General features: G+C 50.5%; 12 protein-coding genes. 8 read left to right on the forward strand and 4 right to left on the reverse strand.

The genetic code is table 11. The annotated features are described in order from the left end of the window. Positions 1 to 101 precede the first annotated feature (101 nt). Entirely contained in the window at positions 102 to 956 is an 855-nt protein-coding gene (locus tag EPA93_RS21095) for a LysR family transcriptional regulator (RefSeq protein WP_129889412.1), read from the forward strand. An 83-nt stretch (positions 957 to 1,039) separates the two neighbouring features. Here the strand turns inward: EPA93_RS21095 and EPA93_RS21100 are convergent, their stop codons facing one another. The 3 genes from EPA93_RS21100 to EPA93_RS21110 form a co-directional block, all read right to left on the reverse strand. Then, complete coding sequence (locus EPA93_RS21100; RefSeq protein WP_165423291.1) at positions 1,040 to 1,513, reverse strand: GatB/YqeY domain-containing protein; 474 nt, start codon at positions 1,511 to 1,513, stop codon at positions 1,040 to 1,042. 86 nt (positions 1,514 to 1,599) lie between these two features. Next, the gene (locus tag EPA93_RS21105) at positions 1,600 to 1,851 is read right to left on the reverse strand and encodes a hypothetical protein (RefSeq protein ID WP_129889414.1); all 252 of its coding nucleotides are present in this window, start codon (positions 1,849 to 1,851) and stop codon (positions 1,600 to 1,602) included. 22 nt (positions 1,852 to 1,873) lie between these two features. Beyond that, positions 1,874 to 3,526 (reverse strand): sodium:solute symporter family protein, encoded by a 1,653-nt coding sequence (locus EPA93_RS21110; protein ID WP_129889415.1) that lies wholly within the window; start codon positions 3,524 to 3,526, stop codon positions 1,874 to 1,876. Between the two features lie 507 nt (positions 3,527 to 4,033). Here EPA93_RS21110 and EPA93_RS21115 point away from each other — a divergent pair. From EPA93_RS21115 to EPA93_RS21135, 5 genes are read left to right on the forward strand one after another with little or no spacing between them, the layout of a single operon-like run. Beyond that, positions 4,034 to 4,975: a sucrase ferredoxin gene (locus EPA93_RS21115; protein WP_129889416.1), complete on the forward strand. Its 942-nt coding sequence runs from the start codon at positions 4,034 to 4,036 to the stop codon at positions 4,973 to 4,975. 16 nt (positions 4,976 to 4,991) lie between these two features. Then, on the forward strand, positions 4,992 to 5,984 hold the full coding sequence (locus EPA93_RS21120; protein WP_207229610.1) for an ABC transporter substrate-binding protein: 993 nt from the start codon (positions 4,992 to 4,994) through the stop codon (positions 5,982 to 5,984). Then, positions 5,974 to 7,002 (forward strand): FecCD family ABC transporter permease, encoded by a 1,029-nt coding sequence (locus EPA93_RS21125; protein ID WP_129889417.1) that lies wholly within the window; start codon positions 5,974 to 5,976, stop codon positions 7,000 to 7,002. Before EPA93_RS21120 ends, EPA93_RS21125 begins: the two co-directional genes overlap by 11 nt. Next, positions 7,002 to 8,039 carry a FecCD family ABC transporter permease gene (locus tag EPA93_RS21130; protein WP_129889418.1) on the forward strand — a complete coding sequence of 346 codons (1,038 nt, stop codon included), beginning with the start codon at positions 7,002 to 7,004 and terminating at the stop codon, positions 8,037 to 8,039. Before EPA93_RS21125 ends, EPA93_RS21130 begins: the two co-directional genes overlap by 1 nt. 14 nt (positions 8,040 to 8,053) lie before the next feature. Beyond that, positions 8,054 to 8,866: an ABC transporter ATP-binding protein gene (locus EPA93_RS21135; RefSeq protein WP_129889419.1), complete on the forward strand. Its 813-nt coding sequence runs from the start codon at positions 8,054 to 8,056 to the stop codon at positions 8,864 to 8,866. A 93-nt stretch (positions 8,867 to 8,959) separates the two neighbouring features. Here the strand turns inward: EPA93_RS21135 and EPA93_RS21140 are convergent, their stop codons facing one another. Further along, positions 8,960 to 9,247 (reverse strand): antibiotic biosynthesis monooxygenase family protein, encoded by a 288-nt coding sequence (locus EPA93_RS21140; protein ID WP_165423292.1) that lies wholly within the window; start codon positions 9,245 to 9,247, stop codon positions 8,960 to 8,962. Between the two features lie 263 nt (positions 9,248 to 9,510). On the opposite strand from EPA93_RS21140, the gene pruA reads away from it, so the two are divergent. Together pruA and EPA93_RS21150 are read left to right on the forward strand one after the other, a co-directional pair. After that, positions 9,511 to 11,088 carry an L-glutamate gamma-semialdehyde dehydrogenase gene (pruA, locus tag EPA93_RS21145; protein WP_129889421.1) on the forward strand — a complete coding sequence of 526 codons (1,578 nt, stop codon included), beginning with the start codon at positions 9,511 to 9,513 and terminating at the stop codon, positions 11,086 to 11,088. A 138-nt stretch (positions 11,089 to 11,226) separates the two neighbouring features. Then, positions 11,227 to 12,159, forward strand: a complete 933-nt coding sequence (locus tag EPA93_RS21150) for an MBL fold metallo-hydrolase (protein ID WP_165423293.1) — start codon at positions 11,227 to 11,229, stop codon at positions 12,157 to 12,159. The last annotated feature ends 16 nt before the right edge of the window (positions 12,160 to 12,175 follow it).

Here is a 12,175-nt window from a genome sequence, read left to right on the forward strand (position 1 = left end):
TTTATTACAGGGCAATTATAGTTGAATAATCGTATATAGTATAATGATTGATATTGATATGGGTATCATTTTTTGTGATGGCTAGATGGAGTAATCAGTCTGTGGAATTAACTGATCTTAAAATTTTTGTGAGCATTGCCAACGAAGGCAGCGTCTCGCGCGCTGCCGAGCGCCTGGACTACGTGCAGTCGAATGTGACGGCGCGCTTAAGAAAGCTAGAGTCTGAACTAGGAGTCTCGTTGTTTCATAGGCACCCGAAAGGGGTTACCCTCACCGAAAAAGGGCAAGTATTCTGCGATTATGCCTCAGCTATTCTAAACATGGCCGAAGAAGCCGTAAAAGTGGTACAGGAGCCTGCTGAGCCAGGTGGTTCATTGACGATTGGAATTGTTGAAACAGGAACCTGCGGTAATTTTATGAATGCGCTGGCTGACTTTCAAACTCGGTATCCTGCCGTCTCGCTCTCTTTATCGATTGGAACATCAGCGGAACTGCTAACAAAGGTGCTTCACCATCAATTGGACGGAGCCTTTGTAACAGGAAATATCCCATCCTCACAATTGATTTTCGATTATAGTACGCAAGATGAGCTTGCATTACTTACCAGGCAGGATACCCCTACCTTCCCCAAACTAGCCGAGACGCGCTGGGCAATCTTCCCAAAGGATTGTCCATTCAGAAGTATTTTACAGGGATGGCTACGCGATGAAGGAATAGCCTTGACAAATATTATTGAGATTAGTTCGCTGGAAGCGCTTCTGAGTTGTGTACGCTCAGGACTTGCTTGCACTCTGCTCCCTAGATCTGTACTCACAGGAGAATATAAGCATCTGGGAACCTTCCCGGTTCCTGAAAGATTTAGATTCATAAATACCAGCTTGATTCGCCGCAAAGACCGCTTCGCCAGCAAAGCCTTTATGGCTTTTGTTGAGATGATTGCCAGCACGGGATTATAGAAACCAGCTTAAAGGAAAGGCTCATGGTGTGAAAAAAGGCTATCAGGTCCGTCCCCGATAGCCATAAAAGCTGGCGTATTTGCCTACTGCGTCAATTCCTTCACTATGCGCTGGACGCGAGCGCCCTCAGCCTTACCTTTGGTTTCTTTGATAGCCAGCGGCATTACGCGCCTGAACTCTTTGCCCTGCTCAGCAACCAATCTTTCTACAATAGCGCGCACCTCTTCGTCGCTCAACTGCGAGCTCTGCAAGTAACTCTGCAGGATATCCATCTCGCGCTGCTCTTTCTCGACCAGATCGTTTCTTCCGCCCTGCTTATACAGGACGATGGCCTGGCTGCGCTTCTTGATTTCCTGCTCAAGAACCTTTAGCGTATCGGCTTCGGTGAGAGGCTGACCATACTCGGAATGCTTACGATCGGTACGCGCCACCTCTAGATTATGAATAGCGCCAAGTGCCATGCGCAGGGTATCAAGTTTCACCTGGTCTCGCGCGCGCTGTGCATCCTGTATGTCTTTTCGCAACTGCTGCTCTAGCGGAAATTCTTGTCGTGCCATAAAATCCTCTCCTTCTATCATAAGTTCGCCTCGTGGCACTAAGTATACTATGAGAGACAAGAAAAATCACCAGGCTAAAGCTCGCCTTAAGAGGTCATGTGCTTGCGCGACGAGAGATAGCCCCCAAGGCTCATCAGCACACCAAAGATAAACATCAACAATCCCCACCAGAGATTGATATTGATACCATTGCTGCGGCTATAATCAGCATGCCCAAAAAGGCCATAGAGCAGAATAACCAGGCCGATCAAACCAATAGTCGCCCCAATAGTCAAAGCAATCGACATTCGATGCTGTTGCCCAGAAGGCTGCATACCCTGTATATCTTCCTGGCTCATACGCGTAGTCTCCTTTCACGCCTCAGAAGAAGATAATATTCAATATTACAAAGATGACAAGGGCAATACCTGCTAGCACCACCGGCTTCTTATACCAGACCGTCTCAACTACAGCAGCCTTGGGGGTCAGACTATAGACCAGGCCTTTCAGTTCTCCTTCCGGCTTGGGTTTCGTGAAGAGTGAAACCACAATAGTAATGACAAAACAGACGGACCAGGCAATCAACGCGCGCCACATGCTGGAGCCCTCGGAGCTGCCCAGAGAGAACAGATGGAGAAACTGCTCCATGAACCAGAGGGCAATAGAGCAGAACGTACCAATGATCAGCCCGATGAAGCCGCCCCAGGGCGTCGTACGTTTCCAGAACATACCTAGCAGGAAAGTTGCAAGCAGAGGGGCATTAAAAATGGAGAACAGAGCCTGCACATAGTCCATAATACTGCTGAAGCCAGATGCCAGGTAAGCCGTCCCAACGCTGAGCAGAATGCCCACTACAGTAATCACGCGGCCCATCCAGAGATAATGGCTATCAGGCGCATCTCGCTTGATATAAGAACGGTAGATATCATAGGTCCAGACAGTGTTAAAAGCTGTAACATTGCCGGCCATGCCAGACATAAATGAGGCGAGCAAGGCTGTCAGACCTAGCCCAAGCAGGCCGCTGGGGAAGTAATGAACCATAGCAAATGGAATAGCCATATTGTATGAGTTCTGAAAGCCGCCACCATGGCCGAGATTTGGCATAATAGAGAGAATGATCAAGCCAGGGACGATAGCAATAAAAGGGAAGAATAGCTTAGGGAAAGTGGCAATTAGTGGTGTGCGTTCCGCCGCAGCCTTATCTTCAGCAGCAAGAGCGCGCTGCACTACCAGGAAGTCGGTACACCAGTAGCCAAAGCTAAGGACAAAGCCAAGGCCTAAAATGATGCCGATAAAGTTCACGCCAAACGGGTTGTTATTTCCGGCGGTACCCGCCCACAAATGGAAGAAGGCCGGGTTATTTATCCTTGCCTGTAGACCTGACCAGCCTCCGACATTGATCAGCCCCAGGATAGTTAATGGCAAGAGGCCAGCGACAATTAAGAAAAACTGCAATGTTTCATTATAGATAGAAGACGATAAGCCGCCCAACAGAATATACACCATAATGAAGGCCGCCGAGAGCCAGATACAGGCGTTAAGCGACCAGCCCAGCAGTACATTAAAGACCAGAGCAGCAGCATACATGTTTATGCCGCTGGTCAGGATCGTCAAAACCCCAAAGGAAATGGCGTTAAAGCCCCGTGTGGCCTCGTTATAACGCAGTTTGAGAAAACCTGGTACAGAATGCGTCTTGCTACCATAATAGAACGGCATCATAAAAATGGCCACAAAAATCATGGCCGGGATGGCTCCTATCCAGTAAAAATGGGCCTGGAGAATGCCATACTGGGCCGCGTTGGCTCCCATACCCAGGATCTCAAGGGCACCTAGATTCGCGCCGATAAAGGCTAATCCCGTCACCCAACTCGGTAATGATCGACCGGAAAGGAAGAAATCTTCGGAAGAACGCATCCGGGTTCTGAGTGCAAAGCCAATACCTAACGTTACTGCGAAATAGATTGCAATAATGAGGTAATCCACCCAGCTGATATCAGCAGAAAGGCGTGCCTGCATCGCTGCCAGGATCATCATATCAACACTCCTTTGAGTTGAGAGCAATGGATCGCTCAAGTTGATGTAGAAAAGGCTCAGGTCACTTTTCTCTGTACGAGAGGAGGTGTTGCCTGGGAGTAATATCCTTTCATTACACGGCTGATATATCCTTATAGATTACAAGGACCTCAGAACCAATAAGCTAGCATGCGGAAAAACAGTTCTTACAATCAGATAATTTCTTCCTTTTTGTCTTCAGCATATTTACTATTTATTAATATATATATTTCTATTTCTAACTATACTTTGTTCGTTTTTAATGTAAAGGAGGTTTTCTGACCAGTGAAAACAGACGAAGATTAAAAAACATCTTGACTGCAGGGTTTAGGCTATGCTAATATCCGACTTATCAGGTAAGATATGAGCCTGGCCTGGCACTCAGAGCAAGATAGAGACATGAGTGGATAGGGATTAGCAAGCTCGGTTCGCCGCGCTGACGAGGCATGCCCTCTCAGGCCAAACCGAGACAGAGTACAGGAGCATTTCGTGAGAGAAAGACAATTCTGCGCCCAGGTCTCCAGGGATGCCAGGGAGCCCTTTATCGGCACCGCCCCTCGCGTTGATTGCTGGCTTCTCCTGGAATACACGGGTGCGTGGGCCCCGTATGAGATAATGATAGAACAGAGTTCTCTCTCAACACAGGTCAAAGAATGGATTTTGCATGCAGGGATTGCCCTCCCTCATTTTCGTCTACAATTTATTCGGCAGCATACACGCCCACTACAAACGATTAACTGCTTTGTAGCTATCTCACGTGAAGATAGGCAAGCACTCTACAAGTTTTCACTTAGTAGCTACGAAGATCTACTTGAGCTCAATCTAGCGGCCATCCTGCAAGGACATCCAACCTATTCTCAATACATCTGCGATGAGCCGCTCTTTCTGGTATGTACCCACGGGAAACAGGATCAATGCTGCGCCAAATTTGGTATGCCTATTTACACCGAGCTGGCGCAACAAGTTGCCGACTTTACCTGGCACACTTCGCATGTAGGCGGAGATAAATTTGCTGCCAACATCGTCTGCTTGCCATATGGAATTTACTATAGCCGCGTGCTGCGCTCCGAGGTAGAGGCCATTATCGCTAGCTTTAGGCAAGGCGAAATATATATTCGCAAATATAGAGGCCGTACCAGCTATCCTCCAACCGGGCAAGCAGCCGATTACTTCTTGCGCAGAATCACCCATATATATGACCTGCAAGCCTTTCGTCTGTTAGCTATAGATTATGAAACAGACGATATCGCCCGCATTAGTTTTATAGACCTTGCGAACAATATAATTCACCATATATATGTTTCAATCGCACTTAGAGAAGTGGTAAGCTATTCTACATGTAAGGGAAGAGTAGAGAGCGCAACTTATCATTATCAGCTTCATAAGCATGATATGTTAGAGCCTATAATCGCAGGAAACACTACCAGGTAAGGAAGGACTTAACCGTATGACACACGATACTGGCACTATACGAGCCGGGAGCCACCAGCAACGATGGCTTATGCTTATTTCGCTGCTCTCCTTACTGCTTCTATTCCTCACCGCATGTGGAGGTACGAATCAGGCCACATCTACGCCCGCGGATAATGGCAAACCAGGTGGGCATCTTGTTAAGCACGCCATGGGACAAACTATGGTCCCTGATCATCCTCAGCGCGTTGTGGTTCTCGATACTGGAGAGCTAGATGATACCCTCGCACTAGGAATTACCCCTGTAGGAGCTGTGACAGCCTTGCAGGATGGCGATTATCTGAGCTATCTCAAAGGAAAGCTTGGCTCGATTACCAATGTTGGCACTATCGCCCAGCCCAACCTTGAGAAGATCGCCTCGCTACATCCTGACCTTATTCTTAGCAATAAAGTGCGTCATGCAAGCATTTATCCACAGCTCTCGCAGATCGCCCCTACCGTCTTTGCCGAAAACATTGGTACCACATGGAAAGATAACCTTAAGCTTTATGCGGAAGCCCTGGGCAAGACCCAGGAAGCCAACACGCTGCTGCAACACTACAATCAGCGCCTCGCCGAGCTTAAGCAGAAAATGGGACCCAGACTAGCCCAAACGCATGTTTCGATTGTGCGCGTGCTTCCTGATCGTATTCGTCTTTACATGGGCGCTTCCTTCATCGGCACAATTCTGCGCGATGCCGGCTTGCCGCGTCCCCCTGCTCAGGATCAAGATAAGAAGTTCGCACAGGAAGTAACTTACGAAAACATTCAAACTATGGATGGCGACGTTATCTTTATTATGAACTATGGTAATAGTAAAGATAAGATGCAGGATCTGATGAATCAGCCACAGTGGAAACAACTCAACGCAGTAAAAAATGGTAAGGTATTTACTGTGGCCGATGATGTCTGGTCCACGGGCATTGGCATCGAAGCTGCTAACCTGGTTATCGACGATCTATTCAAATATCTGGTGAGCAATGGGCAGTAGAGCTATAGCTATCAAGGAAGCGCCATTTCGCAAAACACCGTTGACAGGTCTTGCGCTGGCAAGCTTGCTTTTACTCGTCGTGTTCGGGGCAAGTATTGCCTATGGTGCTGCCTCGATTGACCTCTCCACAGTTTTCCGCGCTCTGGTAGCCTTCAATGGCACCTCGGCTCAGGAGACTATTCGTAACATTCGCTTGCCGCGCGCTGTAATCGCCCTATGCGTGGGTGCAAGCCTGGCAGTAGCCGGTGCGCTTATGCAAGCCCTCACCAAAAATCCACTCGCGGCTCCCGGCATTATGGGCGTTAATGCCGGAGCCTCCCTGCTCGTAGTCGCCGCCACGCTATTCTTAGCCAGTTCTTCGCAGGCTCTCTACATCTGGGTCTCGCTTATCGGGGCTGCAGGGGCAGGCATACTTGTCTACTATCTAAGCTCGGTAGGCCGCCAGGGCATGACTCCGCTCAAGCTGATAATCGCAGGAGCAACCATTTCCACGCTGCTCTCATCCCTGACGCAAGGCTTACTGGTCATGCGCGAGAGCACGTTAGATGAGGTACGTTTCTGGCTGGCCGGCTCAGTAGCGAATCGAAACTTTTCTCTATTTCTCTCGCTCTTGCCCTACCTCCTGCTGGGTCTGTTGATCGCGTTCCTGCTGGGCAAGCAAATCACCACTTTAAGTTTGGGCGACGACGTTGCTCGTGGCCTGGGCCAACGCATTGGCCTGGTCAAAGCCTTAACGGCTATCGCGATCATACTTTTAGCTGGCGGCTCGGTAGCTATTGCCGGTCCTGTTGGTTTTGTCGGCCTGGTTATCCCACATATTGCCCGCGCGCTGGTTGGTGTCAACTATCGCTGGATACTCCCCTACTCGGCAGTGTTGGGAGCTATTTTATTGCTGGGAGCAGATATCTTTGCACGCTGGGTGGTACGGCCAGGAGAAGTTCCGGTAGGAGCGGTAACGGCTATTATCGGGGCTCCCGTCCTGATCTGGCTGGTGCGTCAGAAAGTGAGGCGGCAGTAATGCAGCGCTGGAAAGTTATTCGCCCATCCTGGCTTCCATTCTCCTATCGCGTTAAAGTACGTGTACCGCTTATGCTCTTGCTCCTGCTAGTGGCCATATGCGCAGCGCTGGTGATTACTATCTCAGTAGGCGAATATATCATTCCACCCCAGGCCGTGCTTGAGACGCTTCTAGGGAATGGCAGCCAATCATACAGTTTCATCGTGCTCACCTTGCGCCTGCCGCGCGTCCTGGTGGCCTTGCTGGTGGGCATGGCGATGGCGGCCTCTGGCGCCATTTTGCAGGGCCTGACGCGTAATCCGCTGGCCTCGCCCGATATCATCGGAATTAGCAATGGGGCCAGCCTTACTGCCGTCGCGCTTCTCACGCTCTTCAGCGCCGCTCCGATTAGCTTACTGCCCCTCGTCGCCTTTGGGGGTGCCTGTGCGGCAGCAATTCTCATCTATTTGCTGGCCTGGAATGGAGGCAGTTCGCCAACCCGGCTCATTCTGGTCGGCGTGGGTCTCTCCGCAGTTGCTTCCTCGCTTGTGCAGATTCTTATCGCGAACTCGCAGGTGATTGTGGTAAATCAAGCGCTGATCTGGCTGGCTGGGAGTGTCTATGGAAGGACCTGGGAACATTTCTGGTCCCTTTTGCCTTGGCTGGTAATCTTCCTCCCGCTCGCCCTGGTGATGACGCGACATCTTGATGCGCTGCACCTGGGCGACGATCTCGCACGTAGCCTGGGCAGCCAGGTTGAGAGGCAGCGCATAATTCTACTCATCGCCAGTGTAGCGCTGGCCGGGAGCTCTGTAGCCATTGCCGGGACAATTGGCTTTGTGGGCTTGATGGCGCCCCATATCGCCCGCATGTTGGTCGGACCTTCCCATGGTGGTCTGCTTCCGGTGGCGACACTGGTTGGTGGCCTGCTGGTCATCCTTGCCGATCTTATCGGTCGTACGATCTTTGCTCCAATTGAAATTCCTTGCGGCGTGATCACCGCTGCTGTTGGCGCCCCTTATTTTATCTGGCTTCTCATCCGAAGTCGCAATTTGTAACAGGAGGAGACATTATGAGCGTTCTTCAGGCCAAAGAGCTGACCGTTGCCTTTAATGGAGTAAAAGTACTTTCAGATCTCAACCTGATGATCCCGAGCGGGCGTATCACAGCGCTGGTCGGTGGGAATGGAAGCGGCAAAACGACGCTCCTGCGCGTATTAGGACGCCTACTAAAGCCAACGCACGGCAGCGCGCTCTTAGATGCAAAGGAGATCTCTCATCTCTCCTCTAAAGAACTTGCCAGGAGCCTGGGTATTCTGCCCCAAACACCCGTAGCCCCAGAAGGTCTGACTGTGCGCGAGCTTGTGACTCAGGGTCGCTATCCTTACCAGAGCTGGTACCAGCAATGGTCAAAAGAAGATGAACATATGGTAGAGAAGGCGCTCACGACTACCCATCTCCTCGATCTAGCAGATCGGCAACTTGATTCGCTCTCAGGAGGACAACGCCAGCGCGCCTGGATTGCTATGGTGCTGGCCCAGGACACGCCAACCTTGCTGCTGGATGAACCAACTACCTATCTCGATCTGGCCCATCAAGTCGAGATCCTCGACCTATTGGACGAGCTCAATGCCACACAAGGACGCACGATTGTAATGGTCCTGCACGATCTCAATCAGGCCTGCCGCTACGCCCATAATATTATCGTCCTCCAAGCGGGCCAAATCATGTCTATAGGAAAACCCGACGAGATCATTACTGAAGAGCTTGTTCGCCAGGCCTTCGCTGTCGAGTGCCAGATCATTCCGGACCCGCTTACTGGTACGCCTTTATGCCTGCCAATCAGGCGCAAAACCCAGGTAGCTGCCCATGCTCCACTGACATGAATACACCAGAAGACAGCCCACACAGAGTTGTAGGGTCACAACTCTGTGTTATTGCCATTCTGTACTATTAGCGGACGGGCTATAGCCTTATAGCTAAACTATTTCTTTGCTCGTATAATAGGTTATATCTGGACGTTTGAGCTGCTCCTCTCGGGAGGCAGCGTGGTGCGCGCCAAAGTGCTCGCTCTTTGTATACGCTTCCATCGCTTCCCGCGACTCCCAGCGCGAGACGCCCACAATACTGTTATCCTCACCGGTCCACAGCTCCATACCCAGGAAGCCCTTGATCTGCTTCATCGAGTCAGAATGTTTTTCAAAGGCCTCTATCACTGCTTGCTGATGAGCTGGCGGCACAGCCAGCTTATTAAAAGCAATAAACATCGCAATCATCTCCTAAATTTCAGCTTCTAAGCTTTAAGCAATTGTGCTTAAACGATCTCTAACATACTATAGGGCGCTTTGCAAGGCCGGTCAACGAAGAAGGACCATCCAGCGGTAATACAGAAGCAGAAGCGAGGTTGTATAATAGAGTGGTTCATCAATAACACCGACAACGGTACAGTCTTATCGATGCAATTTTTTTGAGCATCACTAAAGCAAACGGTTGTCAGACACAATGAAGTGCATGAAGGAGCATTCAATCTATGGCAAAAGTAATTGAAGATATTGCAGCCAGAGCCAGGATTCCTTTCAAAAACGAGTCTTTTACAGATTTCAGTAAAGAAGAGCATAAACGCGCCCAGGCTGAGGCAATAGAACAGGTTAAAAGCGAGCTGGGTCGCACCTATCCATTGATTATTGGCGGCAAGAAAATCACCACGCAAGATACCTTTGCGTCAGTCAATCCTTCACAGCCAGATCAGGTCATCGGATATTTTGCGCGCGCAACCGTCGAGCAGGCAAATGAAGCGGTTCGCGTTGCCGCCGAGACTTTCGAAAAGTGGCAATACGTGCCAGCCGAAGAGCGTGCGGGCTATCTTTTCGCCGCCGCCGATCTCATGCGCCAACGCCGTTTCATCATTAATGCCTGGATGATCTATGAAGTAGGCAAGAGCTGGGTCGAAGCAGATGCCGATACGGCCGAAGCTATCGATTTCCTGGAATTCTACGCACGCGAAGCCTTACGTTTGGCCGGTGATCATCCTATCACCCAGGTCGACGGAGAAGATAATAAACTTGTCTATATTCCGCTTGGCGTCGGAGCCGTCATTCCACCGTGGAATTTCCCTTGCGCCATTATGGTCGGTATGACCAGCGCAGCCTTTGTCTCCGGCAATACCGTCATCCTCAAGCCGGCCAGCACCTCACCGGCCATTGCCTACCAGTTTATACGTATCCTGGAAGAAGTGGGCCTACCTGCCGGTGTCGTTAACTTTTTGACCGGCTCGGGCGCCGTTGTGGGAGATACGCTGGTTGATAATCCCAAGACACGCTTTATTGCCTTTACCGGCTCCCGCGATGTAGGTCTGCGCATCTACGAACGCGCCTCTAAAGTTCACAAAGGTCAGCGCTGGCTCAAACGCTCCATTCTGGAGATGGGCGGTAAAGACGCAGTAGTGGTAGACGAGACAGCCGATCTAGATGCTGCGGCAAACGGGATCGTTACTTCGGCCTTTGGCTTCCAGGGCCAGAAATGCTCAGCCGGCTCTCGCGCTATCATCGTCGAGCAAGTCTATGACCAGATTGTACAGAAGGTTCTTGACAAGGCTCGCCAGCTCTCGCTTGGCGATGTGACGCGTCCCGATACGTATATGGGCCCGGTTGTCGATGAAAGCGCGATGAGGAAAATTCTTGAATATATCGAGATTGGCAAAAACGAGGGCCGTCTTGTACTTGGCGGAAGCCACAAAGGGCCCGGCTACTTTATCGAGCCAACCATCTTTGCCGATGTTGACCCTCAAGCTCGCATTGCCCAGGAGGAAATCTTCGGACCTGTGCTGGCCATCATCAAGGCCAAGGATTTTGCTGACGCCTTACATATCGCCAATGACACAGAATATGGCCTGACCGGAGCTGTTTTTACCAACAAACCAGAACGCATTGAACAAGCTCAAAAAGAGTACCACGTTGGCAATCTCTACTTTAATCGCAAATGTACTGGCGCTCTTGTAGGCGTACAACCCTTTGGCGGCTTCAATATGTCTGGTACCGATTCTAAAGCTGGCGGCAAGGATTATCTGCTTCTGTTCACACAGGCCAAATCCATCGCCACCAAGAAGTAAGTTCAGAACATCGCATCTTCACCGGTTGCATGCTGAGATGTTAGTTACACGAGCAGGGCTGAATATAACACAGCCCTGCCTGGTTCTTAATATCAAGGGTATGCCTGTTCGGGAGAGATGAAAGGAGAAGTTTTTTCCTTGACTACTGCTACCCAATTACGTACTGGCACATGGCAGATTTCTTTACCATTCCAGGGAGAACAAGGTATCATTGGCTCTTATCTATTAGCCGGCGCAAACGAGGTAGCGCTTATTGATCCAGGTCCCAGTACAACCATCGAGGCTCTACTTGCATCTATTCGCGAAGCAGGCTTTGCTCCAGAAGATATTACGCATCTGGTTGCAACGCATATCCATCTTGATCATTTTGGGGCTGCCGGCTCTCTGCTGCGCCACCTACCTCGGGCCCGCGTATATGTTCATAGCAAAGGCGCTCGCCATCTGCTCGATCCTTCAAAGGTCGTCGCCAGCGCAACGCGCATTTACGGGGAGCGTATGCAGCAGTTATGGGGGGAGATTGAGGCTGTTCCCCAGGAAAAATTGCAGAGCATAGAGGGTGGGGATATCCTCAACATTGCCGGTCGGCGCCTGGAGGTCCATTACACACCAGGGCATGCCGTCCATCACGTCATTTTCTTTGACGTACATTCCGGCGAGCTCTTTGCAGGAGACGCGGCAGGAGTGCGCCTGCAGGGCATCGACTATGTGCGCCCTCCCACACCGCCACCCGATCTTGATCTTGAAGCCTGGTCAGAGACCATCAGCAAGCTCAAACAACTGCGTCCTGACGTCCTTTACCTTGCCCATTTCGGCCCAACGACGAATGTACCCCAGCATCTAGAGCGGCTACGCGAAAAACTCTACAGCTGGGGAGAACTCGTTCTTGCCCAGATGCGCAATGGTAAGGATGAGGCAGAAATCATCGAAAGCTTTATTGCGCAAACTCAACCAGAATTAGAGCGCATAGCGCGCGATCCGCATGAGTTGGCGCGTTACGAAATCGCTACTAACTATCCAATGACTGTTCAGGGATATATGCGCTACTGGAAATTAAAGTCACAAAAACGCTGAACGCCTGCTGGGCATA

The sequence above is a fragment of the Ktedonosporobacter rubrisoli genome (genome assembly GCF_004208415.1).
GTDB classification, from domain to species: Bacteria; Chloroflexota; Ktedonobacteria; order Ktedonobacterales; family Ktedonobacteraceae; genus Ktedonosporobacter; species Ktedonosporobacter rubrisoli.

Bases quoted from the DNA above. Each gene is read 5' to 3' on its own strand.
- EPA93_RS21100 (WP_165423291.1), bottom strand. From the start codon at position 1,513: ATGGCACGACAAGAATTTCCGCTAGAGCAGCAGTTGCGAAAAGACATA.
- EPA93_RS21105 (WP_129889414.1), bottom strand. From the start codon at position 1,851: ATGAGCCAGGAAGATATACAGGGTATGCAGCCTTCTGGGCAACAGCAT.
- EPA93_RS21110 (WP_129889415.1), bottom strand. From the start codon at position 3,526: ATGATGATCCTGGCAGCGATGCAGGCACGCCTTTCTGCTGATATCAGC.
- EPA93_RS21120 (WP_207229610.1), top strand. From the start codon at position 4,992: ATGACACACGATACTGGCACTATACGAGCCGGGAGCCACCAGCAACGA.
- EPA93_RS21125 (WP_129889417.1), top strand. From the start codon at position 5,974: ATGGGCAGTAGAGCTATAGCTATCAAGGAAGCGCCATTTCGCAAAACA.
- EPA93_RS21130 (WP_129889418.1), top strand. From the start codon at position 7,002: ATGCAGCGCTGGAAAGTTATTCGCCCATCCTGGCTTCCATTCTCCTAT.
- EPA93_RS21135 (WP_129889419.1), top strand. From the start codon at position 8,054: ATGAGCGTTCTTCAGGCCAAAGAGCTGACCGTTGCCTTTAATGGAGTA.
- EPA93_RS21140 (WP_165423292.1), bottom strand. From the start codon at position 9,247: ATGTTTATTGCTTTTAATAAGCTGGCTGTGCCGCCAGCTCATCAGCAA.
- pruA (WP_129889421.1), top strand. From the start codon at position 9,511: ATGGCAAAAGTAATTGAAGATATTGCAGCCAGAGCCAGGATTCCTTTC.